Below are 24,875 nucleotides of genomic sequence, written 5' to 3'. Positions count from 1 at the left end.
AGGAATACTTTATATTTTAATCCGACTGATCCGCCCATCACGCATCAGACGGGCCACTGCTGTATCAGCAAAATCATCAATATTCTGAGCTACTAAGTAGTGGTCCTGCCATTGTCCATCAATGTGAAGGTTTTTCCGTAAAAAACCCTCTCGGCGATATCCATTTAACTCCAATACCCGCCCAGAAGCCGGGTTATTGGGCAAGAACGTCGCCGTGAGCCGATGCAAGCCAATGCGGCTAAACGCATGATCCGTGCCCAACGCGCACGCCGCCGTAGCCACCCCCTTGCCCATTGCGCCCGAGGCCACCCAATAACCAATCCAGGCTTCACTGATGGAACCATGTTGAATGTTGCCCATGGTGAGCTGGCCTGCAAACTTGCCATTTAATTCAATGACAAACGGAACCACGGTACTTTGGCGCGCCATGACACGGAGATTGCGAAAGTTGGTTCGCCAGCTCGTCGGTGAATGTGCCTGCTCCCACGTCCCGTGAGTTGTCGGTTCGACAGGTTTCAGCCATTGCTTATCTAAGATGCGTAGCTCGCTCCATGCTTTCCCGTCGCTGGAGAGTAGTGGGCGGAGACGCAGTTTATCGCCGGTGGGTAATTCCACTGTTCTGGTGGATTCTGGCCATCCGGGATGGATGATGTCGCGTTGGCCTGTTGCGGGTGCGGCTGTGCGCCGTGAACCCATTCCAAAAGCATTAAGCATCGGGTCACGACCGCTGCTGAATAAACAGCACGTCGACAACATCACCTGGACGGACTTCAACTACGTCTTCAGGGATCCTGATCAAAGCGTTCGCTTCCGCCAGACCTGCAAGCAAGTGTGCCGGTGCACCATCGGTGCCCGAAAGCCCCTCGACCAGGTAATCTTGGGTGTCTGCGTCACGCATAAGGCGAGCCCGGATATATCCGCGGCGCCCGGGAATGGACGCAATGTGACCCAGTGCGCGAGCCTGCACGCTGCGCCGCTGCGCAACGCGCTTCCCCAGCGAGGTGCGGATTGCTGGACGTACGATCACATCGAACACAACAAGTGCGCTCACCGGATTCGATGGCAAGAGGAACACAGGAACTCGGTCTTCCCCGAGCAGGCCGAATCCTTGGGTTGAACCGGGGTGCATAGCTACTCGAGTGGTATCAATATCGCCCAACTCAGAGAGCACCTTTTGAATAGCCTCGGCACCGGATCCACCTACAGCTCCGGTAATGACCAACATTTCGCTGCGTGCGACCTCATTATTGATGATCTCGCGGAGGCGACGCGGCTCAGCATTGGCAATTCCGACGCGGTGCACATCGGCACCGGCTTCTTTCGCGGCCGCGGCAAGCGCGTAGGAGTTCACGTCAAAGACTTGACCAAGACCGGGATCGCGATCAATATCGACCAATTCAAGACCAAAGGACAGCACGGTGACGCGCGGGCGCGGATAGACCAGCACTTTGTCTCGGCCTGCTGCAGCCAACAACCCGATCTGCGCTGGCCCAAGGACCGCCCCAGAAGTTACCGCAACGTCACCGGGTTGAATATCGGCGCCCTCTTTACGAATGAAATCGCCCGTTTGCACGGGGCGGGTCGCGGTGACCCGTTTCTTCCCCCGATCGGACCACTCAAGAGGCAACACCGCGTCGGCAAGCGTTGGAATCGGTGCTCCCGTGGCCACCCGCACTGCCTGCCGAGGCTGCAACCTTAACGGCTTCTGCGAGCCGGCAGCAACCTCGCCGACGACCGGAAACGAGCGCTCCGCCGGCGGAACTTCTTCCTTCGCAGCGTTCTTATTAGAAATGCCCTGGGTTCCCCCAAGGTCAACGGAGCGGACCGCATATCCATCAACCACTGCTTGTGCAAAGCCGGGCACAGAACGCGTTGCGACGACTTCCTCCGCACTCATCATCCCGAGAGCATCAGTGATTCCGATGCGGACAGGTTCAGGAATCGGGGCGGCATCCACCACGATGGCTATCTGGTCTTCAACGCTGCGCACAGATTGCTCCTTTTCCCTTCTGGCCCTTTCATCCCTTTTGAACGGCTTTGTGGCCGGATGAAATCAATCCTAGGTTTAAACCCCAGCTTCTAACGGGGACTCTAGACGAGCTTACCCACAGACCTTTTAGCGATCGGGATTTTCTGCCTCATATGCCTCGAGAAGTTGCTTCACAGACTTGTAGATGGCCGGAGCGTACTTAGGGTCACGCAACCCAAAATCAACATTGGCAGGAATATATCCGGCCGGGTTACCCAGGTCGTGGCGCTTGCCTTCGTGGATCACGATATGAACTGGGTGCCCTTCCTGGATCATCAGCTCGATCGCGTCCGTGAGCTGGAGCTCGCCACCCTTACCGGGCTCGATTCGCTTCAGCGCAGAGAAAATCTCACGGTCCAACAGGTAGCGCCCTGCTGCGACAAGGGTGGAAGGAGCATCTTCTGGTTCTGGCTTTTCAACCATTCCCAGCACGCGCTTTACGCTGCCCTCAGGCAATGAGCATTCCTCATCGACCTCTTCAACGTCGAAAACACCGTAGTTGAACACTTCTTCTCGTGACACATTAAACGCGCACAGCACCGAGCCGCCCAATTCATTGCGGACAGTGGCCATTTTCTCCATCACGCCAATGGGCAGCACTAGATCGTCGGGAAGCATCACTGCAACGACGTCTTCATCGGGTTCAAGGACTTCTTCGGCTAGCCCAACAGCGTGGCCAAGACCAAGGGGCTCATCCTGGGTTACCGAGACTGCGTTAATCAGCTTTGCTGCGCGCTCGACTTTCTCTACCAAGTCATATTTTCCGCGTGCGGCAAGAGTTGCTGTAAGTTCTGGAAACTCTTCAAAATGGCGCATCACCTCGCCCTTGGAGGGTGCAGTAATAATCGCAAGGCGCTGGGCCCCGAGATGGGCCGCCTCCTCTGCGATCAGTTCAATACCAGGTGTGTCCACAACGGGCAGCAGTTCCTTCGGCACCGTCTTGGTCGCGGGAAGGAAACGCGTTCCCAGACCCGCGGCAGGGACAACAACTGTTCGGACGCCGTTGGCAAGGTTTTCGGTCGAGTTCCGCATAAAATCCCACTCTACCGGTCGAAGAATCCATTTATGGTCACTACCCCACTAAGGTTAGGGATATGAGCACCTCTGAGGACCAAAAAGTCGCAATTCGAGAGAGCGTTGTCGCGCAACGGCGTCAGCTCGTCTCCACTCCCGAGGTAAAAAAGCGCGCTGACGCGACAATCGTTGCTTTCGCTGCAACCTTCGTCCGCGCCCTGTCTAACCCACAGCCCAGGGTCGCCGCCTATTCCCCTCTCCCGGATGAGCCCGGCAGCACGCTCTTTCTCGAAGCTCTTGCTTCCCAAGCCACAGAGATCTTTCTGCCCATCACCAAAGACGACGGATCCCTCAAGTGGTCTCGCTACCGTGGGCGAACTGACCTTGCCAGTGGCGCTCTGGGAATTTGGCAGCCCACGGGTCCGCGATACAACTCGAATCTATTGTTAACCTGTGATGCCGTATTCGTTCCTGCCACGGCCATCGACAAAAAGGGCAACCGCCTCGGGAAAGGTGCCGGCTACTACGACCGCGCCCTAGAAAAGATTCGTGGCAAAGTCCCACTGGTCGGCATGTTGTACCACAACGAGTTTCTCCCAGAAGTCCCAGCTAACGCCCACGATGTGCCCATGGACATCGTCATTACTAATCGTGGGCTCACCACCATCGCACATAGCTAATTCGATTCGTTTGGAACCATGCACGCGCCTGCGCAGTCTAAACGGGTATGGGCCCTAAGAAACCTTCGCAACGCAGCTCTATCTTCCCCTCAGCCTCCAGCGCATTAGAGTCCCTGCGCACCCCCGGCTATCAACGCACCCTCATCCTGCGCCGAGTGCTCGCCGGCGCGTTAGCCATCATCGCAATGCTGAGCTTTGCCACGTCAACCTTTTCCCGCGACCCGTCAGTAGTCACGTTTGCGGCCCCGGTTGAGGTCGGCACGGTGTTAAGCGAACACGATGTTCGTCTCACACAGGTTCCCGAGCACTTAGTACCGAAGGATGCAGTGACGCTTATCGACGATGCGGTGGGCAAGGTTGCAGCAACGCACGGCACCGAAGGCCAGTTTCTTACGAGCGTGCAGCTCCTCGGAGAAGAATACTCCGCAGCATATGTGACACACATCACAGAGGAATTTGATGCGGGCAGCCACTCCATGGTGCCCATCAAATTAGCGGAGCCTGACATTATTCCGCTCCTCCACCAAGGGGACGTGGTCAATATTGTCTCTACCAATAGCCACAATGGCACCTCTGACACCATTGCTACTGGTGGTCGCGTTGTTTTTGCCGGAGAAACTGGAACGACGAATGCGGAAACTGTCTTAGTTTTACTCCCCGAAGCGATGGCAAATGCTGTTGCAGCTGCGTCGCTCACAAGTCCTCTGACGGTGATTCTCACCGGTTCTCGTGCCAAAAATTAGGCCATGTCCACTTTACGTAAAGAAATAGCCATAGTAATGTGCAGTCGTCGCGTGCGTCCGGCACTGACTGCGCACGACTGACTTCGTTGTTGAAACCTCATTGAAGGAGACTTCTATGTTAAAAGGCTTTAAAGAATTCATTATGCGCGGCAATGTCATCGACCTCGCGGTTGGTGTTGTCATCGGCGCTGCGTTCACAGCGGTTGTCACCGCATTCTCTACCTACATCATCAATCCGCTGATTTCTGCGCTCGGCGGTGCTGACTTCTCGGGTCTTGGTATCCACGTAATTCAGGGCAATGAAGCAACCTTTGTTGACTTTGGCGCTGTTATCACCGCCTTCATCAACTTCATCTTGGTTGCAGCGGTTGTCTACTTTGCCATCGTGATGCCAATGAACAAGGCAAATGAAGCACAGATGCGCCGCAAGGGCCTCGATCCGCACGAGGAGACCCCGACCGACGTCGAGCTGCTCGCAGAGATCCGCGATCTGCTCCAGGCAGAAAAGGGTCAGGCACCTCGCGTTACCGAGTAGTACTCGGTCTCCTCTTTCTCGCGAGAAACAAAGACACCTCGCACCATAACCTCTACGTATCTTTTAGAGGTTTAGGTGCGAGGCATTTTTTATGTCTGAGACTTTTGGGCCAAGCATTAAGGCTTAATAGTGCGGTGGCTGCTCGTTAAGGTAGGATTCCTTCGACTTATGTTCTTGGTCATTCTGGTCGCCCGCATCCCCGTTGACGTCAGGCTCTGATTCACCATCAAAGTCGACCGAGCGGGCCTCGTCTGCACTTTTCGACGACTGGTTTCCCATCACCCCGGGAGCATCCATTGTGCGATCGTAATTAGGCGCAGCGGAGCGCTTCTCCACTCGGCGACGCGGACGAGATCCTTGCCCCATTGCGATTCACCTACCTACTCATTGTCTTTATTGCACACTGTACTTTTGCAGGTCTCCGACTAGATGATTTACCAACGGTGCAACTGTAGCCATACCGTCTCGAACTGCGAGGCGCGAAGAAGCAAGGTTAACAACTACCGTCGAACCGGAGACACCGCAGATGCCCCGTGACGTAGAGGCATCGATTGCGCCACAAGCCTGACCTGAAGAGCGGATCGCTTGGGCCACGCCAGGAACAAGCTGGTCAATGACAGTGCGTGTTGCTTCTGGAGCACGGTCGCGAGCGCCAACGCCTGTAGCGCCGACGGTAAGTACAAGATCGACCCCACCCACAACAGCGGTTTCTATTGCCTTGCGAATATCGGACTTCTTCGACTTAACGCGAACAATTCCGTCCACCGTAAATCCAGCCTCGACAGCGAGCTCACCAACCAATCGGCCAGTGTCATCGCTATCTGATTCATAGCGATGGTCCGAGATCAAAACAATGAGAGCACGCCTAACCGGTGGTAAAACGGCTTCCCGCTCAGCTGCCATTAGATAAGCATCATCTGGCTCTTCAAGCTCTAATGAGTCAAGAGAATCAGCCATTCGGGTCTCCTCAAATCGAATCCTCCCACCGACTGATGGGAAGATTTTAAAATCGTCTTCTTGTAGTAATTTACTCGGAACTTAGGGTTACATCTACTGTTCGAGTCTCTCCCGAGTTTCGGGGGTGAACTTCTAGGGTGACTGTTTCCCCAAATTGGTGCGACCTAGCTGCGGCGATCAAATCGTCTGCAGATTGGATCGTGCGCTCGTTGAGTTTTGTGACCACATCGCCTTCACGAAGGCCCGCTTTGTCGGCTGGGCCACCAGACTCAACTCCCATAATCAAGGCGCCGTCTTCCGTACTTTGCACATCAACCTGGACTCCCAGCATCGGCTGGGTTGCCTTTCCTGTGTTGACCAACTGGTCAGCTACTCGTTTTGCGAAATTCGACGGAATAGCAAAGCCCAAGCCAATCGATCCGGAAGACTCCGAAGTCGTCGACAAAGAAGCAATCACCGAGTTCATACCGATAAGATTGCCGTTCATATCTACAAGTGGACCACCGGAGTTACCAGGGTTGATTGCGGCATCGGTCTGAATCGCATCGATTAGAGAGCTCTCTCCTCCGCCCTGCGAAGCACGAACTGGACGATCAAGTGCCGAAACAATGCCAGAAGTTACTGTTGCAGAAAGGCCCAATGGCGAACCAACCGCGACAACTTCCTGCCCAACATGCAGCTCCGAAGAATCGCCAAAGTTAAGAACTGGAAGGTTGGAGACTCCATCGATCTTGATAAGAGCAATGTCTGTATTGACGTCAGAAGCCACGAACTTCGCACTGTGCTTTTCACCGTTGTTGAGTGTGACCTGCATTTCACCCTGGCCGTTCGCTGCCTCAGCCACGACATGGTGGTTGGTCAAAATCATTCCATCCGAGGAAATGATCGAACCGGAACCTTCTGAACCACCCGATCTGGTTGCAACCTGAATTGAGACAACCGCAGGCAAAACCTGCTCCGCGACGGCTTCAACAGAACCTTCAGCGGCAGGTGTAGCCGAAGAGACACTCGGGCTGTCCAGTGAGCTGTAGGACTCAGTCTTACTTGACGCGTTGCCAGCTACGTAGCCGGATACACCACCGGCAACCAGCGAAGCAACCAGCGCAATTGCGACGACTGACCCAGTGCCTAACTGGCGCTTTTCCTTCACGGGCTTCACCTGCTCATTGGTCTGAAAGGTTTGGGTTCCTCCAAAACCCGAAGCACCCTGCGAGTTGCTGGTTCCATACGGCGACTGCCCACTATTCGGGTTGCCATATGGATATCCGGACCGCGGCTGATTCGATTGATTCGGCTGATTAGGTTGTTGAGGATTATTCTCACCATTATCGGGGCTGTTCATGATTGAAAATTATGCTCCAGTGCTCTGAAAAAATCTTGGGTCCACAATCTGGATTACTAGTGAATACCTGCAAGTTTCCTGTGTGGCATGCGCTGGCAATTTACTAGTTGGTCTACTAGTACATCGTAACAACACGCAAACGACAAAAATCCCCGGTTCCGAAGAACCGGGGATTTTTTATGCTGTTAATGCAGCTGAAATCTAGTCAAGCTTAGAACTGCTCAACGTCGACCAGGCCAAGCTTTGCAGCCTTCACCAGACGGCGTGGGATACGTACGGTCTGGCCGTCGATCTTCACTTCCTGCAGCTGAGTGTTATCAGCCTTCCACTGCGAACGGCGGTGGCGGGTGTTGGACCGGGACATCTTAAACTTTGGGGTTGCCATATCTGTTTCTCCTCCTTCGACCTATATTTAGGTGCGAGTGTTTTACTCTGCGGACTTCTTCTTGCGACGAGCCATGCCACCAAAACGGCGGTTGAACTTCTCGACACGACCAGCGGTGTCCATAACGCGCTGTGCGCCGGTCCAGAATGGGTGAGATTCAGAGGTGACATCGACGACGATGAGTGGGTACTCATTGCCCTCGAACTCGACGGTGCGGTCGGACTCAACGGTCGAACGGGTCAGGAACTGGAAACCGGTACCAGCGTCCTGGAAGACTACCGGGCGGTAGTCTGGGTGGATATCTTTCTTCATATGTATTCGTTTCCCTCAGGATTGAACATCGGGTCGGTTCCAAGGCCTTGTATAACGTCCAGGGATCGTGCCCGAGTTGGGTGCGAAAATGTACTCTTATCCAGCGCCGACGGGATGCGATCACAGAGATTTTCCCAGACGAAAGCCCAATCGAGGCGGACAACCTGACCTATTTTACAGGTCAGGCACCATTTTCCGAAATCCCCTCCCTACGGCAGCCGACTTGGATCTTTATGCCCTATTAAATACGGTTAGAATACTTTGCTAGGCCATTTGAAATGAAAGCCTCCTAGCTCCATGACTAACGCGTGAACAGGCGATTAGGAATTATAGGCACACCCAGGTAGCATTGACACTCGCTGTTGTCGAAGTACACGTTTTACGCCCCGTCAACCGGCTACCAGTGACACCCTTGGACTTTTGGCCAACCTCACATCCGGTCAAATCCTCACCTTCCAAGTGCGGAGTCACATCAATGGTTTTAGCCATGTCGTGGGCGGCAAGGAGAAAGAAGCACACCCATGTCGGCTATTTGCCAGGTCACGGGACGGAAGCCGCAATTCGGCAAAACCGTCTCGCACTCGCACCGCCGCACCTCGCGCCGTTGGAACCCCAACGTGCAGCGTAAGCGGTTTTACCTGCCCTCCGAGGGCCGTACCATCACCCTGACCGTATCTACTAAGGGTCTTAAGATCATTGACCGCGACGGCATCGAGTCCGTTGTTGCCAAGATCCGCGCCCGTGGGGAGAAGATCTAACAGATGGCACGTAATGACATCCGCCCTATCATCAAGCTCAAGAGCACTGAGGGCACCGGTTACACCTACGTAACCCGTAAGAACAAGCGCAATAACCCGGACCGTATCTCTTTGAAGAAGTACGATCCGATTGCTAAGAAGCACGTCGAATTCCGCGAGGAGCGATAATTTATGGCTAAGAAGTCTAAAATCGCCAAGAATGAGCAGCGCAAGGAGATTGTCGCTCGTTACGCAGAGCGTCGCGCTGAACTCAAGGCAATCATCAAGAACCCAAACACGTCTGACGAAGACCGCTTGGATGCACAGTTCGAACTGAACAAGCAGCCACGCGACGCCTCCGCTGCTCGTGTCCGTAACCGTGACGCACAGGACGGTCGCCCACGTGGTTACCTCCGTAAGTTCGGTTTGTCCCGTGTCCGCATGCGTGGCATGGCTCACCGCGGTGAGCTGCCAGGCGTTCGTAAGTCTTCGTGGTAAGGGAGAACTGCTGAAATGAAGCGCACTAATAACCGCAAGCCACGGGTTGAGCAGTCCCGTCGCCCAAAGAAGAACCCGCTCAAGGCCGAAGGCATTGAGAAGGTGGACTACAAGGACATCAAGACCCTTCGTCTGTTCATCTCTGATCGCCACAAGATCCGTTCCCGTCGCGTCACTGGCCTGACGCCACAGCAGCAGCGCCAGGTAGCTACCGCTGTGAAGAACGCACGCGAAATGGCTCTCCTGCCGTTCACCAGCCGCTAAACACGGTTGTTCGGACGATAGCAGCAAGAGTTCGAGAATCACCCGTGTCACCCCCGATTCCTTCGGGTGTGACACGGGTGTTTTATTTGGTTTAAGCACTTTTGGGGGCAGCTTTTCCAATTGCGTCAAAAACGGTGTATCTTTCGGTCTATAGAAAAATATCTTTAACGAAAGGTAGCAATGGCTGGTGCAGTAGGTCGCCCGCGCAAGAGCGGGCCCCGCCGTAAAGGCAAGACAGCTCGAGACGAGATTCTCGATGCTGCATCTGAGCTATTCACAACTCAAGGCTTCTCAACTACCTCCACGCACCAGATTGCTGAGGCCGTGGGTATTAGGCAGGCTTCACTGTATTACCACTTCCCCTCCAAGGCAGAAATCTTCTTGACCCTGCTGAAGGAGACCGTGGAGCCGGCCCTGAGGATGGCAGAAGACTTCGCAGAGTCGGATGCCTCACCTGCAATGAAATTGTGGGCCCTTGTAGCTGCACAGTCGCGCAGCTTGCTCATTAGCAACTGGAACATTGGTCGCTTGTACCAGTTGCCAATTGCTACTTCCGAGGAGTTCGCTGAGTTCCACGAATCGCGCCAAGCACTCGAAGAAATCTTCCAGTCCTTAGCAGCGGAAATCGTGGGACCTGATGATCCCCGGACGGTCCTCCCCTTCCACATGGCGCTCATTGCTGTGGAAATGCGCGACAACACCGGCACGGCTCCGTTTAGCAAGGACGAGACTGAACTTCCGCCTTACTCGATTATGCTTGCCGACGCAGTTCTAGAAGCCTTGGACGCGCAGGTCCCCGAAGACCACATCGAACAGACCAAGCAACTGATTCAAAAGGTCGATGCGACTTCCGCAGCGAAGTAGCCAGTGCTGGTTTAGCACTTTCCGGCGGTATGTTGATCAATTATTCCAACCAGCTCCTGCGCTAGTTGGGTCGACATTGACTGTGCGGCTTCGTAAGTGCCCGTGCCTGGTGAAGCGGTGAGAGCCACTCCGAGGGTGCCCGACGAATTAGAGATCAATGCTAACTGCCGGACATCGTAGGCGCCCGCTTCATTCGGGCCCCACCCACTTTTAGAGCTGGCACCAGCGAGCTGGGTCAATCCATAGTTCTGAGAGGCATCGATGTTGCCCATCAATTCGATGATGCGGTCCGCTCCCCGCACACATGCCAGGTTCGCTGCAAAAGTGGCTTGCTCCGTGGTCGACCACAGCGTTTGCCCGAAAACCGAGAACTCTGGTCGGAGTACTTCTGTGTTCACCGCAATTGGCGAACCCGCTTCGGAGAGGACTGATTCAACGCTTAGCGCCGCCTGACTGGGTGTCCCCAGCGATTCCCAGAGGGCACTCGCGGCGCTATTATTCGACTCCGTGATCGCAGCAACAGCGTTATCGTATTGCGCAGGGTTGTCTCTCAGGGCAGCTAGCGCCAGCGGGACCTTGATCGTCGACCATGCAGGCGCATCGAGGTCACTACCTCCAACAGCGACTGATTGACCATTCGATATAGCGATCGCAGCACTGCCACCATGGACCGCTACTGCTCGATCTACGATCGCGCTTAGGTCGGCATCGTCGATTCCGACCTCGCCCGATTCGGTGCTAGTTTCGGTGCTCGCTGACGGCACCGGCTCGGGCGCAGCACGTGGAGTAGTCGTAATCGTGACGTACTCGGTAACATCCGCCGATTCGCTGTCAGGCTGGAGCCTCGAGCATCCGCTCAAGGCGAGCGTGACGACGAGAAAAAATCCCCCACTCCGTTTCATTTAATTACCGATGTAGACGACTGCGTTATTTCCGCCGGAGCACCGAATGTTATTCCCCGAGGCGACACAGCTCATGTTGTAGTTTCGGCCGGTCGTCGAAGAATAGACGTTAATGTTTCCGCTGACGTTTCCAGTGCTGTTGCGGTAGGCGACATATTCCCGACGCACATTTTCGACGAATGGTGCACTAGTAACGCTAGTGCCCGCCCACGCACTGTTCAACGAACCGCCGGGTAACGCTGGCTCTGCCGGTGCAGGAGCGTGCGATGGAGCAGATTCTGGTGCCATTGGCTCCGCGGTTTCTATCACGACTACAGTCGAGGTGCCCGTCGAAGTTCCCTCTGCGCCCCTTCCGCCTGATTGGTTGTTCGTCAGCCAATACACCAGGATTCCTGCTAGGACGAGCACAAGCACGATGAGAACAATGATCAGACCGATAACGGCCCCGTTGCGCCTCTGACGCGGAGGTTCGTAGGAGTACGGCTGCTGCGCGTATTGCTGTTGCGCATACGGTTGCTGGTTCCACTCCCCTTGGTTCCACTCCCCCTGCGAATTACCGCTTGTCACGTTCCCCATCCCCTCCATACTTAACTTTTGACAATGTATTCATAAATACTGTCAATTTTGAAAACCATTGTCGCAGGAAAGTGCGCAACATCAAGCAAGTTGGAGAACATTGACTCAGAATCCTGTTTCTTACCCCATTCCGGGTCGCAGGCTGAGGACATATCGTGGGCTTTCTGCCCCGCGCAAAAGTCGTGCCCGACACCAAAAAGGTGCCGGGCACGACTCATTCTGCCAATAATTTAGTGAGCAAAGTGACGAGTACCGCTCAGGTACATGGTCACGCCAGCTTCCTTCGCAGCCGCAATCACTTCCTCGTCGCGGATGGAACCACCAGGCTGCACAACTGCAGTAACACCTGCGTCCGCCAGGACCTGGAATCCATCGGCGAATGGGAAGAATGCATCCGAGGCTGCAACTGCTCCGTTAGTGCGGTTACGGCCCTCGTCGAGAGTGTTCGCACGATCAACTGCAAGCTTTGCGGAGTCAACGCGGTTAACCTGACCCATGCCCACGCCAACGGTAGCGCCGTCCTTAGCAATCAGGATCGCGTTGGACTTCACACAGCGAATTGAGTTCCATGCGAACTGCAGGTCCGCCAGGACATCCTCTGAAACTGCCTCGCCAGTCACGAGCTCCCAGTTCTCAGCCTTGTCGCCGTCAGCCTGCAGGAAGTCGCGCTCCTGGACCAACAGACCACCGGAGATCTGCTTGATCTCGTTGCCGGTGCGCTCAGGCGCCTCAGCTTCGAGAACGCGCAGGTTCTTCTTCTCCTGCAGGATCTCAATCGCGCCTTCTTCGTAGGAAGGCGCAATGATGACCTCGGTGAAGATAGGCTTGATCTGCTCTGCGAGCTCCTTGGTCACCTCACGGTTCGACGCAATCACACCGCCGTAGGCACTCATTGGGTCACAGGCGTGAGCCTTCTTGTGAGCAGCTGCGATCGATTCATCGGAGACGCCGATGCCACAAGGGTTTGCGTGCTTGATAATGGCAACGCAGGCACGGTCATGGTCCCAGGCAGCGCGCCATGCAGCATCCGCGTCCTGGTAGTTGTTGTAAGACATTTCCTTACCGTTGTGCTGGGTCGCACCAGCCAGGCCGGTGCCATCGGAGAATAGCTTCGCTGCCTGATGCGGGTTCTCACCGTAGCGCAGCGGGGTTGCATGATCGAAAGTGAATCCAGTCCAGGAATCGTCGTCAAGCTGGTCGCCCAACCACGATGCAACCGCAACGTCATAGCTTGCGGTGTGGCGGAATGCCTCGAGCGCTAGACGACGACGCTGGTCCAGGTCGAAGCCGCCCTCCTTCACAGCGGTGATGACATCGTCATAACGCGCAGGCGAGGTCACAACGGCAACCGACGGGTGGTTCTTCGCGGCAGCGCGCACCATCGACGGGCCGCCGATATCAATCTGCTCGACACACTCGTCGAAGCTTGCGCCCGATGCGACGGTCTCAGCGAATGGGTATAGGTTCACCACTACCAGCTGGAAAGGCTCAACCTCGAGCTCCTTGAGCTGCTCCAAGTGGTCTGGCTTGCGGGTGTCGGCGAGGATACCTGCGTGCACGCGTGGGTGCAGCGTTTTCACACGGCCTTCGAGGCATTCTGGGAATCCGGTCAGTTCCTCAACCTGAGTAACCTGCACACCGGCGGCGGCGATACGAGCAGCGGTCGAGCCGGTAGAAACGATCTCAACACCTGCCTCACCGAGTGCCTGTGCAAGTTCTTCAAGACCGGTCTTGTCGTAGACACTAATCAGTGCGCGTTTAATCGGAGTGCGGTTTTGGCTCATGGGATTAAAACTTAACCTTCCTATCGGTGGGTGAAATCTCGGCAGAGCGAAGGACCTCAACGATCAGCTCACGCTCCACAACTTTGATGCGCTCGTGCAGCGAGGCTTGATCATCGTCTTCCAGTACATCAACGGCACGTTGCGCGATAATTTCGCCGGTGTCGACGCCCTTATCCACGAAGTGTACCGTCGAGCCGGTGACCTTCACCCCGTACGCGAGAGCATCGCGCACAGCATGGGCACCAGGGAAAGACGGAAGTAGAGCCGGATGGGTATTAATCGTCCGACCTTCAAACTGGGAGAGAAACCCCTCCCCCAAGATCCTCATGAAACCTGCTGACACAACTATGTCAGGGTCGGCTTCAGCGACGGCATTTGCGAGAGTGACGTTCCACGCATCTCGATCCTGGTTCAATTCAACAACGCGGGTTGGAACCCCTGCGCGCTGTGCCCTCTCGAGAGCGGGACAGTTCACGTCCGCGACCACGAGATCCACGTGATAGTGGGAATCCTGGTTATCCAAAATGGACTGCAGGAGAGTTCCTGAACCGGAAACCAATGCGGTTACGGATATTCCTTGCTGGCTAGTCACGGTCCTAAGCATAGCCCTTCGGCCATGCTCACTGGTAAAAGCGGGTAAGGAGAGGCTCGCTTTACGACAAGAAAGCTGCCGCACCTTGTGTGCAGCAGCCTGTCTTGATTTCTAGCTTTTAGCCTGAGCTCTTCACAACGGTATGCTTCTTTGTCCTTAATATAACTGTGCAGATGGCACCGATCACCGCGGTAACTGCGAAGACGAGGAAGGCGTCGGAGGTGCCCAAACCGAGCGAGATGATGATGCCGCCGAGCAACGGGCCAAGGATACCGCCAAGGCGTCCAAAGCCAGCTGCCCAAGCCACACCTGCCTGGCGAGCTCGCGTTGGGAAGTGATTCGCCGTCAAACCATAAATCAGAATCTGTGTACCCATCACGCCCAATCCAGTAACCGCGATGGCGGCGTACATCACCGGTGCTGACGTGAGATATGGCATAGCGAATAGGCACAGGGCTGCGATAGTAAAGGTGGTGATGATCACTGGCTTCGGACCGATCATGTCGGCAATTTTCGCGGCAACGAGCACACCAAGGGCAGCACCGCCATTGAGCGCAACCAACGAGTAAAGCGATGCGTCCGAGGACATGCCGTTAATCTGCATAATCTGCGGCAGCCAGGTGTTCAATCCGTACGTCGCCATAATCGCGATGAAACTCATTGAACCGATGAGCAGTGTTGCAACCACAAATTCCTTGGAAAAGATCGCAGCCATACCGAGCTTTTGTTTCTTTGTATCTACTTCTGCCGTTTTGTCCACGGTTGTATCCTCGGCAGATTCGACTCGAATGAACTTATCGGTCGGCAGGTCATACTTCTGACAAATCTCTTCGGCGCGGCCGAGCTTGCCCACTGCGACTAACCACCGTGGAGATTCAGGCAGGAAAAGGATGGCAAGGGGAACCAGGAACAGCAATGGTGTCGCGCCGATAAGGAAGAGCCCGCGCCAGCCAATGGAGTCCTCGAACCAGAGTGCAAAGAACGAAGCAATCACACCACCGATTGGGACACCGGTATAGCCGATGGCATTGAACAAGTTACGACGATGCGCCGGCGCGAACTCCGCGATAACCGCGCCACCTCCGGCGGTAATCACGCCGAGAGCCAGGCCGGTGAAAAAGCGGGTCGCGCCGAAGAATGCAATCGACGTGGCCATCGCACCCATTGCCATGCCAATCGAGAACCAGACAAGGGCGACGATCATCATCTTCCGGCGCCCAATCCGATCACCGATTGCGCCTGCGCCAAGTGCTCCGATGAAGATACCGATCATGGTGTAGGAACCGAGGCTTCCGGCAACGGTCGGAGTAAGTTGGCCAATGTGGGAAGGGTCTGCGAGTAAGGATGGCAAAATAGCGCCGTAAACGACAATGTCGTAACCGTCGAACACCATTGCGGTGAAAATGATCGCGACGACCGCGAAGACGGATCGACGGTGCTTGGGCGACTTCCAGCCTTCAGTACGGACTAGGTCCGGTGAAGCGGTTTTAGCCATGGACTTCACTGACATGCGGTTCTCAACTTTCGATGGGAGTGGGGATGCGCGCCAGACCATTAAGGTCTATGTCCTACATCACAATGTAGCCCTATTTATATCAGCTGATTCATTAGCCAAACAGGGGATATCCATGACCAATTCCTATACACCTTTTGAACTACCCCGTTCATGAAATGCCATTTACATGCTGTTTTTAAAGAAAATTGAGTTATTTATTACTAACTGAAACTTATGCAAAGGGGGTGCTTCGCAGGATTTCCAACTGAAAGTAAGACCGGCAGATTAAATGGTCTACATAAAAGAATTAGGCCTCGTCGGCAAGCAATGCGCACATAGCCATGCATGTCGCCTGTCCCCGAACAAGGTCTTCTCCCGCCCAGTGAATGACAAATTGGGAGGACGTGACCAATCCGGACGCCAGCTGAACACGCAGTCGGGCCTTCTTTCGGCCGAGTGAGGGAAGGACAGCCAGCAGCGAATCCGACCACAGCCTCAAATATGCACGTTGCAGTGAGCGCACCTTGTCTGACGCATCTTTCTCCAGATGCACCATTTCACGCTGTTGAACGCGGATAAGATTTGGCTCGTTGATTGCGAAATCAACATGAAATTCAACGAGCCTGGCCAGAACCTCATTCGGTTCGACACCTGCAGACTGGGCCGATGAGACAATCTCGCGGGAGGTTTCCAGCAATCGCTCCGAAATCTCGATGAGCATTTCCGCGAGTAAGTCTCCCTTGCTGGAGAAATAGCGATACAGCCCGGGCCCAGAAATTCCTACGGCCGCCCCGACGTCGTCGAAACGCGTCTGCCCGAACCCCTTCAATGCCATAATCTCGGCTGCAGCAACAAGAAGTTCTTTCCGACGCTGGTCCTTCGCCTCTTTACGCGACGCCATTACTCACGAGTTCCCACTAATTGCTTTGCGTAGGTTCGGGATCCGATTCATCAGGAGCTTCTGGAGCCTCTGGCACCTCTTGAGCCTCTGGGACCTCTGGGGTGTCCGATTGCACGTCATCTTCCCCTTCAGTGTTTTCAACTGGCGCGGGTTGCTCTTCGACATCGGAAACTTCGTTTTCCTGGGTATTACTGTCCGGTTGGACACCGACAGGGGCACCGCGGTCCACACGATTCTCCGTAGTACTTACTGAAATCTCTTCCTGCTCTTCCTTTTCTCCCTCTTCAGAGACTTCTGGAGTGCTAGGTGGTCGATTCCGTACCTTGGCCACTCCCCAGGCGGCGAACACAACTATTCCCACCCACACAATCATCAGCAACGCCATGAGCCAAGCAGTCGGGCCGGCGTATCCATAGCCTCCCAGCTCCCCGGATGCCAGGTATGCAAGCAGGAATGCCCAGATACCAGCAAACACCGCCGTGCTTGCGGCAGATATGGGATCCCACGACCGCTTTGCCACGAAATGAATCAACACTGCCAGAGGAATCAGCATCAGTGCTGGGGCCCATGATGCCACTGCACCTGGAATAGCTGCAAAAAGTGGGAAGACTGGCAGCGGGACAAGGTCAATTGAAAAAAGACTGACTTGACCTGCCCCGATCGAAATGTCGCCACCGAGCAATACCGACAGCGTCCCAATCGCGGCGTTCGGCAGATACAGCAGGCACGCCACAAACAGCCCGACTCCCCCAGCGGTCGACAGAATGGGATATGCAGCAAGGACCTCCCCGAGGCGCACATGCCCAATGCCGAGCAGGATCAAATACACAACGCCAGCGACGAGGGTCAGCCGTACAAGAATCTTGGAGGCCATCTGTGCACCTGTGACAATCCCTTCCGGCACAGCCGACCTACGAGCAAGCAACTTCCATAGGGTTGGACCCATCCCTATGACCAAACCAGCAAGATGAATGATCAAGGTTTGCACTATTGCAGTGATCGCAGAAGGAGCTTCAACGGGAAAAACCTGGGAGGCATCCCAGACCATAAACCAGGCAATTCCGGTCAATGTGAGTGGAATCACACACACTAAACCTGTGAGGGTATACAGATCCAGCACGCTCACACGATCTTTCACTGCCCGACGAATTCGCCGCGACAAAAGGATGACCAATCCCATCGCGGGCAACAGTGGCAGCACTCCGAGGTTGACCCCATCAAAAGTGACGGGCACAAGATGAACAACAAACCACGTTTCAGCAATGAGAGCCGGCAACGCCGAAAATTTTCCACCGGAAAATAAAATACCAGCGAAGGAAAATACAACAATAGCCAGTACAATTACAGTGTTTGGAATTAATACCACTGGCAGATAATGGCGGATTCGCTCTCGTTGATTCGTCGGCGCTTCCGGCTTCTTCTTTTGCGGCGCATTCACGTTTACACGAGGTCGCCGAACCCCCGAAAGGGCACGCGTTGACGACTTCCGCACGGAACCGGAGCGAGGGCTGGACTTCTTACTCATCGCTTTTCAGTGTTCCACGAAGAATGGCGAAGATGTGCTGGGACACGACCGAAGAAGGACTTGTAACGAATCTTTAGACACTTGCAATAGAGCAATTTCGCCAATTTTAGTTGCCCGCACCGAAGTGAAACGCTAATGTTACGTCTCGGCAGATAACGAGATGGTTACGATCCCAACACGAAACGGTGATCGTAGACAGACAAAACGAGGTTACATGCGAACTACGACACTTAACGCCGGCACGGTTGTTGGCAAGCACCGCAAGCAGAGCCCAAACAAGGGCCGCGTTGCGCTGGTTGCTGTAGCAACCGGAGCAGTTTCTACTGCCGGCATCGGTGGCGCGGCGGCCGCGACCCTTCAGGCAACCCCTGATGAGTCGGTCGTTGACTACACACTCAGTAACGATTCCACCGATATCGTCGAGCAAGCAACCGAGTCGGCCCCTCAGATCCTTGCGATCTCTGAGTACAAGCCAACCGCCAATGTTTCCGAACAGCTGGAAAAGGCTGTCGTTGCCTCTAACGACCGCGCTGAAGCCGATCTGGCGGCTCGCGCACCTTCCGTGGTAAAGCCTGCCGAGGGCACCTTCACTTCGGGCTTCGGCCCACGCTGGGGCACCATCCACCAGGGCATCGACATCGCGGCACCAATCGGTACCCCAATCCTCGCGGCAATGGACGGCGTTGTGACCGCCTCCGGCCCTGCGTCCGGTTACGGCAACTGGATCAAGATCCTTCACGAGGACGGCTCCACCACCCTATATGGCCACATGTCTAGCCTGAATGTCGCCGTTGGACAAGCAGTTACCGCAGGCCAGCAGATTGCCGGCATGGGCAGTGAGGGCCAATCGACTGGTTCCCACCTTCATTTCGAGTATCACCCTGCCGGCTCAGGCCCAGTTGATCCTCAGCCTTGGCTCGCACAGCACGGTATCTCCCTGTAATACTTAAAGCTCCTAGTTCTGCCTCAAACCGCATCACGCTTTGCGTGGTGCGGTTTTTCGCATCCCTATAGCGGTCAATCAGCCCGATTCCAGGCAGCGACACATTTTCCACATGCACCCCTACCCCCACTACCACCCCTTTGTCACCTCAAGTCCCAAAACTTTCTTTTACCCCTTCAGTCACTCTAGTTCGATTCGTTGAACTGGCGTTTTCGAATACCAATACCGTTACTTGCCACCGAAACTGCACGTCAACGCATTGCAAGGCAGTGATACCACCGTTATCTTAAGAAACGTTGCGCCCTTCGAGGCTGCTTTATTTTTGTCGCACACGAAAAGGACCAATATGAAACGTTGGACACTCGCACTCGCCACCGCCACCGCTGTGGTCCTTGCCCCTACGGCACAGGCTCAGGCCCTCACGATCAACGTCGATGGTGCCCCCATCACCGACCTCAACTCCATACTCACCGCACTAACAGACGCAACCACGCAGGCTTCTTCCACGGGAGCCACAATTTCGGCTGCCGGGTATTCCATTGTCTTTGACCCTCGCACCCTTGACGAATACGTACCGGAGGAGGCTGAACCCACCTACCCAATCACGCAACAAGAGGGAATGGATGCCCAGGGGCGGCGGGTTGTACTGCCGACAGTAGGCACCTTTACTTCTGGATTCGGCGCCCGCTGGGGCGCACAGCACAAAGGCATCGATATTGCCGCTCCCCTCGGGACCCCGATCCGCGCGGTCATGGACGGCACAGTTGTCAACGCCGGTCCAGCCCAGGGCTTTGGCAACTGGGTAGTACTTCAACACTCCAATGGCGAAAAGTCCGTGTACGGCCATATGGCGTCTTATAACGTCTCAGTTGGCCAAAAGGTCTCCGCAGGGGATGTCATCGCAGCAGTTGGCAACGAAGGCCAATCTACCGGCCCGCACCTTCACTTTGAGATCAAGCCTGATGGCACCACCGCTGTCGATCCGCGCCCGTGGTTTGCTGAGCGCGGTATCAACATCAGCTAGTTACAGCTTTTCCATGGGAACGCCGCCGATGAGCATGAGGCGCACCGTTCCGGCCGAACCAAAATCAATGGTCACGGTTTCGCGGGCACCCGCACCGTCGACAGCCATCACAGTACCCAGCCCGTACTTCGCGTGATTGACCTTATCACCCACGTCGAGCTTCAGGTTCTTGTTTACCTTCATGCTTGACTTCGGAGTTTGAGCGCGCTGCGGTCGAGATGGACGGGCTTGATGTGGCGAACCCCACGCGCTCGAGGAGTAGCTATAGGTTGGTTCTTCCCTGCGCCAGTCGATGAGATCCGAAGGGATTTCTACGAGGAAGCGGCTGGCAGGGTTAGTTACCGGATTGCCCCAAGACGAACGCAGCATTGCCCGGGTCAAATACAAGCGCTCTCGCGCACGGGTAATGCCGACATAGGCTAAGCGACGCTCTTCGGCTAGCTCGGCGGGGTCTCCTAAAGCACGAAGGTGCGGGAACTGGCCATCCTCCCACCCGGTAACAAACACCACGGGAAATTCCAGGCCCTTCGCGGTATGCAAGGTCATCATTGTGACCACACCCTGATCATTTTCAGGAATCTGGTCGGCGTCTGCCACCAAAGACACCCGCTCAAGGAACGACTGCAAGGAGCCAGGCTGTGGTTCCCCTTCTTCCAGCTCGGGCGCATCATCGTAGGCCAACGAGTTTGCCGCTTCACTAGAGAACTCGCGTGCCACAGAAACAAGCTCGTTGACGTTATCTAGGCGAGCGCCATCTTGCGGGTCATTCGATGCTTCCAGCTCTGCCTTATAGCCAGTGATATCCAAAATGCGCGACACCAACAGCCCCAAGTCGGGCATCCCAGTGATCTCATTGGTCATTCCGGGCAATTCCGCCCGAACCGTATCCATCATTTCATTGAAACCGGTAATGGCATTTTTCGCGCGCGTGGCCAACATGTCCACGTTGCCCTCTTGGGCATCACGCAACGCCTTGCCGAAACTGATGTTGTTATTGTCCGCGTGCAACGCCACCATCGCTTGGGCCTTATCCCCGATTGCGCGCTTGGGCACGTTGATAATACGACGCAGGCTGACCGTGTCATCGGGATTGTCAATCACACGCAGATACGCAACAATGTCACGGATCTCACGGCGCTCGTAAAAGCGGGTACCACCGACGACCTTGTAAGGAATGCCTGAACGGATAAAAATGTCCTCGAGTGCACGAGATGAGTTGTTTGTGCGGTACATGACTGCGATATCCGAGTAGCGCCTGCCCTGATCCGTCAGGGAATCAATCTCATTTGCAATGAAGCGCGCCTCGTCATGCTCATTGTCTGCAACGTAGCCGACGATCTTGTCTCCGGAGCCATGATCGGTCCACAAATTTTTCGGCCGTCGACCCTCGTTTTGTGAGATCACAGCGTTGGCCGCTTCCAAAATATTCTGCGTCGAGCGATAGTTCTGCTCCAGCAAAATCGTGGTGGCGTTCGGATAGTCGCGCTCGAACTCCTCAATATTGCGGATTGTGGCACCACGGAATGCATAAATGGACTGATCACTATCGCCCACCACGGCCAATTCAGGTGCATCCGGGCCATCACCGACCAAGGTGTGAATCAGTTCGTACTGCGCATGGTTGGTGTCCTGGTACTCGTCTACGAGCACGTGCCTAAAACGCCTGCGGTAATAGTCAGTGACCTGCGGATGCTGCTGGAAAATACGGACTACTTCACCAATCAGATCGTCGAAATCCACCGCGTTCGACGCACGCAGGCGCCGCTGGTATTCCGCATAGACGTCAGCCACGGTGACGTCGAAGAGGTTTTTCGTGCGATCCGCGTTCGCCTTCGCCTGATCGGGAGCAATCAATTCGTTCTTTAGGTTTGAAATCGCATTCGACAATGCCCTAGCACTGAACTTCTTTAGATCCAGGTTCATGTCCTTGGCAATCATAGTCAGCAGGCGCCGGGAATCATCCGCATCATAAATAGTGAAATTGGTATTCAAACCAGGCACGAGCTGTGCTTGCTGCCGCAAGATCCGCACGCACACAGAGTGGAACGTGGCCACCCACATGCGCTCCGCCTGAGGTCCAATCAGGCTGGCTACGCGCTCTTTCATCTCGGCGGCTGCCTTATTTGTAAAGGTGATGGCCAGGATCTGCCAGGGTGCGACACCCCGGTTAGTGAGCAGGTGCGCTATACGACGAGTGAGCACCGCTGTTTTTCCCGAGCCTGCCCCAGCGACGATGAGGAGTGGGCTGCCTGCGTGCTCGACCGCGGCAGTTTGTTGCGGATTAAGGCCCAAAGTCAGATCTGTAGTCATGATGTAAATAAACCTACTAGTTGCACCAGACATTGCGACGAAGCGTCGACCCCGTGGCACAATAAGTGACATGAGTGAAGACAATCTTGAGATCCGCACGCCGTCGGGCACCGACGATCCACTATCGGATGCTGAGATTCAGGAATATCGCAAAGAGATCGACCGCCTCGACAAGGTCATCCTTGATGCGGTAAAGCGGCGCACGCAGGTTTCCCAAGCCATCGGGAAAACCCGGATGGACTCAGGTGGTACGCGTCTCGTGCACACGCGAGAAGTTGCAATTATCAATCAGTTCCGCGAGGAGCTCGGCGAAGAGGGCCCAAACTTGGCGGGTATTTTGCTGCGCTTAGGGCGCGGAAAACTCGGTTAACCCTGTAGTCCGCGCCTCGCGATCGTCGATAATTATTTTCCGTCGGTGGAATCGAGCACTACCTCGAACTCGAGCAACTCGGAATTCGTGGCTGCCGGCTTGCGGGGTGCTTCTCCGTTTTCTTGTGCAGGGCGAGCGTGTGCTTGCCGTGCGTCGCCGTCGCGCCATGCTGCGTAGGACTCTTCGTCCTTCCAGCGCGTGACCGCAAAGTATCGGTCCTCGCCTGCAACGGGGCGCAGGAGCTGGAAACCTTCAAAACCCGGGGCCGAATCGACGGCCTGCTTTCGTGCTGCAAAACGCTCTTCCAGGGTGCTCGCTGCCGCTTCGGGAACGGTCAGCGCATTAATCTTCACAATGCTCATGGCGTCCAGTATGCCCTCGTTTCAATTACTGCGCGAGAACTATCTTTTTTCACTAGATTTGGTAGGTAGAAATCACCAATCTGGAGGAAGTATGTCGGACATCACAAGCACTGCGGCCTGGGAAAAGCTCACGAATCTTTATGCGGAGAAGAAGGATGCCACCCTGCGCGACCTCTTCGCGGAAGGCGATCGTGCCCAGAAATACACACTCGACGCAGCTGGCCTGCACGTTGACCTGTCGAAGAACCTGATCGACGATGCCACGCTGGATGCCTTGATCGAACTCGCCGAGGAGGCGCAACTCAAGGAAAAAACCGAGGCAATGTTTAAGGGCGTACATATTAATAACACCGAGGACCGCGCGGTACTGCACACCGCACTGCGTCTGCCGGTGGACAAGGATCTGGAGGTCGATGGCCAGGATGTCGCCGCCGATGTTCATGAGGTACTCGGCCGGATGCGTGATTTCGCCTCGGCGCTGCGCTCTGGTGAGTGGCTGGGGCATACCGGCCGCACGATCAAGAAGGTCGTCAACATTGGCATAGGTGGTTCGGATCTTGGCCCAGCAATGGCAACTAAGGCGCTGCGTGCTTATGCCACCGCGGGAATTACCGCCGAGTTTGTCTCTAACGTCGACCCTGCCGATATGACCAGTGTGCTGGACAATGCCGATCCGGAGTCGACACTGTTCATCGTTGCTTCCAAGACCTTTACTACCCAGGAAACTCTCTCGAATGCGCACGCAGCTAAGCGTTGGCTGCTCGAGCAGTTTAATGGCGATGAGTCTGCGATTGCGAAGCATTTCGTCGCGGTATCGACAAACGCGGAGAAGGTTGCTGAGTTCGGTATTGATACCAAGAACATGTTCCCATTCTGGGACTGGGTGGGCGGGCGCTACTCCGTAGACTCCGCAATCGGTCTTTCCTTGATGGCTGTGATCGGCCCCCAGGACTTCATGCGTTTCCTTTCCGGCTTCTCCGACATGGACGAGCACTTCCGCACCACAGATCTGCGCCAGAATGTTCCAGCCCTGATGGGTCTGATCAACGTCTGGTACCGCAACTTCTACGGTGCCCAATCCCACGCAGTACTCCCCTACTCCGAGGACCTTGGTCGTTTCCCTGCATACCTGCAGCAGCTGACCATGGAGTCCAACGGTAAGTCGGTTCGCCACGACGGCACCCCGGTGACCTACGACACCGGCGAGGTGTTCTGGGGCGAGCCGGGCACCAACGGCCAGCACGCTTTCTACCAGCTCATTCACCAGGGCACGTCGATGATCCCGGCAGACTTCATCGGTTTTGCTACCCCGAAGGCTGACCTGCCCACCGCAAGTGGCGAAGGTTCCATGCACGATCTGTTGATGGGCAACTTCTTCGCCCAGACCAAGGTTCTGGCCTTCGGAAAGACCGAAGCCGAAATCAAGGCCGAGGGTGTCTCTGCGGACCTGGCACCGCACAAGGTGATGCCTGGTAACCGCCCGACCACCACGATTTTGGCTGAGGAACTCACTCCGCATGCACTCGGCGCGTTGATTGCTCTCTACGAGCACATCACCTTCACCGAAGGCGTGATCTGGGATATCAACTCCTTCGATCAGTGGGGCGTGGAACTGGGCAAGCAGCAGGCCAACCAGCTTGCAGCTGCAGTCTCCGGCGCTGAGGAAGCCAACACAGGTGATAGCTCCACCGATTCTTTGATCGAATGGTACCGCTCGAAGAAGTAAAATAA

29 protein-coding genes are annotated in these 24,875 nt (G+C 55.4%); 12 read left to right on the top strand and 17 right to left on the bottom strand.

Going from position 1 to position 24,875, the window contains the following annotated elements; translation table 11 throughout:
• Window positions 1–9: 9 nt before the first annotated feature.
• From ACXZ66_RS04910 to ACXZ66_RS04900, 3 genes are all read right to left on the bottom strand, one after another.
• Window positions 10–714, bottom strand: coding sequence for a GNAT family N-acetyltransferase (locus ACXZ66_RS04910; protein ID WP_458750774.1), 705 nt, complete (start codon window positions 712–714; stop codon window positions 10–12).
• A 4-nt stretch (window positions 715–718) separates the two neighbouring features.
• Window positions 719–1,990: a molybdotransferase-like divisome protein Glp gene (glp, locus tag ACXZ66_RS04905; RefSeq protein WP_458750773.1), complete on the bottom strand. Its 1,272-nt coding sequence runs from the start codon at window positions 1,988–1,990 to the stop codon at window positions 719–721.
• 126 nt (window positions 1,991–2,116) lie between these two features.
• Window positions 2,117–3,061, bottom strand: coding sequence for a UTP--glucose-1-phosphate uridylyltransferase (locus ACXZ66_RS04900; RefSeq protein ID WP_458750772.1), 945 nt, complete (start codon window positions 3,059–3,061; stop codon window positions 2,117–2,119).
• A 62-nt stretch (window positions 3,062–3,123) separates the two neighbouring features.
• On the opposite strand from ACXZ66_RS04900, the gene ACXZ66_RS04895 reads away from it, so the two are divergent.
• From ACXZ66_RS04895 to mscL, 3 genes are all read left to right on the top strand, one after another.
• On the top strand, window positions 3,124–3,723 hold the full coding sequence (locus tag ACXZ66_RS04895) for a 5-formyltetrahydrofolate cyclo-ligase (protein ID WP_458750771.1): 600 nt from the start codon (window positions 3,124–3,126) through the stop codon (window positions 3,721–3,723).
• A gap of 47 nt (window positions 3,724–3,770) precedes the next feature.
• The gene (locus tag ACXZ66_RS04890) at window positions 3,771–4,466 is read left to right on the top strand and encodes an SAF domain-containing protein (protein ID WP_458750770.1); all 696 of its coding nucleotides are present in this window, start codon (window positions 3,771–3,773) and stop codon (window positions 4,464–4,466) included.
• Between the two features lie 115 nt (window positions 4,467–4,581).
• Complete coding sequence (mscL, locus tag ACXZ66_RS04885; RefSeq protein WP_458750769.1) at window positions 4,582–5,001, top strand: large conductance mechanosensitive channel protein MscL; 420 nt, start codon at window positions 4,582–4,584, stop codon at window positions 4,999–5,001.
• A 123-nt stretch (window positions 5,002–5,124) separates the two neighbouring features.
• On the opposite strand, the gene ACXZ66_RS04880 is transcribed toward mscL, so the two are convergent.
• The 5 genes from ACXZ66_RS04880 to ACXZ66_RS04860 form a co-directional block, all read right to left on the bottom strand.
• On the bottom strand, window positions 5,125–5,367 hold the full coding sequence (locus tag ACXZ66_RS04880) for a hypothetical protein (RefSeq protein ID WP_458750768.1): 243 nt from the start codon (window positions 5,365–5,367) through the stop codon (window positions 5,125–5,127).
• Between the two features lie 27 nt (window positions 5,368–5,394).
• Complete coding sequence (locus ACXZ66_RS04875) at window positions 5,395–5,958, bottom strand: MogA/MoaB family molybdenum cofactor biosynthesis protein (protein WP_458750767.1); 564 nt, start codon at window positions 5,956–5,958, stop codon at window positions 5,395–5,397.
• Window positions 5,959–6,028: 70 nt separating this feature from the next.
• Window positions 6,029–7,300, bottom strand: a complete 1,272-nt coding sequence (locus ACXZ66_RS04870; protein WP_458750766.1) for a S1C family serine protease — start codon at window positions 7,298–7,300, stop codon at window positions 6,029–6,031.
• A gap of 211 nt (window positions 7,301–7,511) precedes the next feature.
• On the bottom strand, window positions 7,512–7,685 hold the full coding sequence (gene rpmF, locus ACXZ66_RS04865) for a 50S ribosomal protein L32 (protein ID WP_458750765.1): 174 nt from the start codon (window positions 7,683–7,685) through the stop codon (window positions 7,512–7,514).
• A gap of 42 nt (window positions 7,686–7,727) precedes the next feature.
• A complete protein-coding gene (locus tag ACXZ66_RS04860) occupies window positions 7,728–7,997 on the bottom strand; it encodes a type B 50S ribosomal protein L31 (protein WP_018297569.1) in 270 nt (89 codons plus the stop codon).
• Window positions 7,998–8,518: 521 nt separating this feature from the next.
• Here ACXZ66_RS04860 and rpmB point away from each other — a divergent pair.
• From rpmB to ACXZ66_RS04835, 5 genes are all read left to right on the top strand, one after another.
• Window positions 8,519–8,755, top strand: coding sequence for a 50S ribosomal protein L28 (rpmB, locus tag ACXZ66_RS04855; RefSeq protein WP_458750764.1), 237 nt, complete (start codon window positions 8,519–8,521; stop codon window positions 8,753–8,755).
• Window positions 8,756–8,758: 3 nt separating this feature from the next.
• Window positions 8,759–8,923: a 50S ribosomal protein L33 gene (rpmG, locus tag ACXZ66_RS04850; RefSeq protein WP_018297575.1), complete on the top strand. Its 165-nt coding sequence runs from the start codon at window positions 8,759–8,761 to the stop codon at window positions 8,921–8,923.
• Window positions 8,924–8,926: 3 nt separating this feature from the next.
• The gene (rpsN, locus tag ACXZ66_RS04845) at window positions 8,927–9,232 is read left to right on the top strand and encodes a 30S ribosomal protein S14 (RefSeq protein WP_018297576.1); all 306 of its coding nucleotides are present in this window, start codon (window positions 8,927–8,929) and stop codon (window positions 9,230–9,232) included.
• A gap of 15 nt (window positions 9,233–9,247) precedes the next feature.
• Window positions 9,248–9,496, top strand: coding sequence for a 30S ribosomal protein S18 (gene rpsR / locus ACXZ66_RS04840; protein ID WP_018297577.1), 249 nt, complete (start codon window positions 9,248–9,250; stop codon window positions 9,494–9,496).
• A gap of 180 nt (window positions 9,497–9,676) precedes the next feature.
• Window positions 9,677–10,360, top strand: coding sequence for a TetR/AcrR family transcriptional regulator (locus ACXZ66_RS04835; RefSeq protein WP_458750763.1), 684 nt, complete (start codon window positions 9,677–9,679; stop codon window positions 10,358–10,360).
• An 11-nt stretch (window positions 10,361–10,371) separates the two neighbouring features.
• Here the strand turns inward: ACXZ66_RS04835 and ACXZ66_RS04830 are convergent, their stop codons facing one another.
• The 7 genes from ACXZ66_RS04830 to ACXZ66_RS04800 all read right to left on the bottom strand — a co-directional run bounded on the left by ACXZ66_RS04830 (window position 10,372) and on the right by ACXZ66_RS04800 (window position 18,135).
• Entirely contained in the window at window positions 10,372–11,262 is an 891-nt protein-coding gene (locus ACXZ66_RS04830; RefSeq protein WP_458750762.1) for a serine hydrolase, read from the bottom strand.
• Window positions 11,263–11,829 carry a hypothetical protein gene (locus tag ACXZ66_RS04825; RefSeq protein ID WP_458750761.1) on the bottom strand — a complete coding sequence of 189 codons (567 nt, stop codon included), beginning with the start codon at window positions 11,827–11,829 and terminating at the stop codon, window positions 11,263–11,265. It lies immediately after the preceding gene.
• A gap of 239 nt (window positions 11,830–12,068) precedes the next feature.
• Window positions 12,069–13,622, bottom strand: coding sequence for a bifunctional phosphoribosylaminoimidazolecarboxamide formyltransferase/IMP cyclohydrolase (gene purH, locus ACXZ66_RS04820; protein WP_458750760.1), 1,554 nt, complete (start codon window positions 13,620–13,622; stop codon window positions 12,069–12,071).
• A gap of 4 nt (window positions 13,623–13,626) precedes the next feature.
• The gene (gene purN, locus ACXZ66_RS04815; protein ID WP_458750759.1) at window positions 13,627–14,226 is read right to left on the bottom strand and encodes a phosphoribosylglycinamide formyltransferase; all 600 of its coding nucleotides are present in this window, start codon (window positions 14,224–14,226) and stop codon (window positions 13,627–13,629) included.
• A 106-nt stretch (window positions 14,227–14,332) separates the two neighbouring features.
• A complete protein-coding gene (locus ACXZ66_RS04810; protein ID WP_458750758.1) occupies window positions 14,333–15,724 on the bottom strand; it encodes an MFS transporter in 1,392 nt (463 codons plus the stop codon).
• Between the two features lie 292 nt (window positions 15,725–16,016).
• Window positions 16,017–16,610 carry a TetR/AcrR family transcriptional regulator gene (locus tag ACXZ66_RS04805; protein WP_458750757.1) on the bottom strand — a complete coding sequence of 198 codons (594 nt, stop codon included), beginning with the start codon at window positions 16,608–16,610 and terminating at the stop codon, window positions 16,017–16,019.
• A 16-nt stretch (window positions 16,611–16,626) separates the two neighbouring features.
• A complete protein-coding gene (locus ACXZ66_RS04800; protein WP_458750756.1) occupies window positions 16,627–18,135 on the bottom strand; it encodes a cell division protein PerM in 1,509 nt (502 codons plus the stop codon).
• Between the two features lie 214 nt (window positions 18,136–18,349).
• Here ACXZ66_RS04800 and ACXZ66_RS04795 point away from each other — a divergent pair, with 214 nt between their 5' ends.
• Window positions 18,350–19,078 carry a M23 family metallopeptidase gene (locus ACXZ66_RS04795; RefSeq protein WP_458750755.1) on the top strand — a complete coding sequence of 243 codons (729 nt, stop codon included), beginning with the start codon at window positions 18,350–18,352 and terminating at the stop codon, window positions 19,076–19,078.
• A gap of 346 nt (window positions 19,079–19,424) precedes the next feature.
• Window positions 19,425–20,102, top strand: coding sequence for a M23 family metallopeptidase (locus ACXZ66_RS04790; RefSeq protein ID WP_458750754.1), 678 nt, complete (start codon window positions 19,425–19,427; stop codon window positions 20,100–20,102).
• On the opposite strand, the gene pcrA is transcribed toward ACXZ66_RS04790, so the two are convergent.
• Entirely contained in the window at window positions 20,103–22,412 is a 2,310-nt protein-coding gene (gene pcrA, locus ACXZ66_RS04785; protein WP_458751278.1) for a DNA helicase PcrA, read from the bottom strand. It abuts the gene before it with no gap.
• A 70-nt stretch (window positions 22,413–22,482) separates the two neighbouring features.
• Here pcrA and ACXZ66_RS04780 point away from each other — a divergent pair, with 70 nt between their 5' ends.
• Window positions 22,483–22,782, top strand: a complete 300-nt coding sequence (locus tag ACXZ66_RS04780) for a chorismate mutase (RefSeq protein WP_458750753.1) — start codon at window positions 22,483–22,485, stop codon at window positions 22,780–22,782.
• A 32-nt stretch (window positions 22,783–22,814) separates the two neighbouring features.
• Here the strand turns inward: ACXZ66_RS04780 and ACXZ66_RS04775 are convergent, their stop codons facing one another.
• A complete protein-coding gene (locus tag ACXZ66_RS04775) occupies window positions 22,815–23,144 on the bottom strand; it encodes an antibiotic biosynthesis monooxygenase family protein (protein WP_458750752.1) in 330 nt (109 codons plus the stop codon).
• A gap of 91 nt (window positions 23,145–23,235) precedes the next feature.
• Here ACXZ66_RS04775 and pgi point away from each other — a divergent pair, with 91 nt between their 5' ends.
• On the top strand, window positions 23,236–24,870 hold the full coding sequence (gene pgi / locus ACXZ66_RS04770; protein ID WP_458750751.1) for a glucose-6-phosphate isomerase: 1,635 nt from the start codon (window positions 23,236–23,238) through the stop codon (window positions 24,868–24,870).
• Window positions 24,871–24,875 lie beyond the last annotated feature (5 nt).

Source organism: Corynebacterium sp. S7 (genome assembly GCF_054401105.1).
The sequence above is the reverse complement of the archived record's forward strand: the minus strand, read 5'-3'. Positions and strand labels throughout refer to the sequence as shown.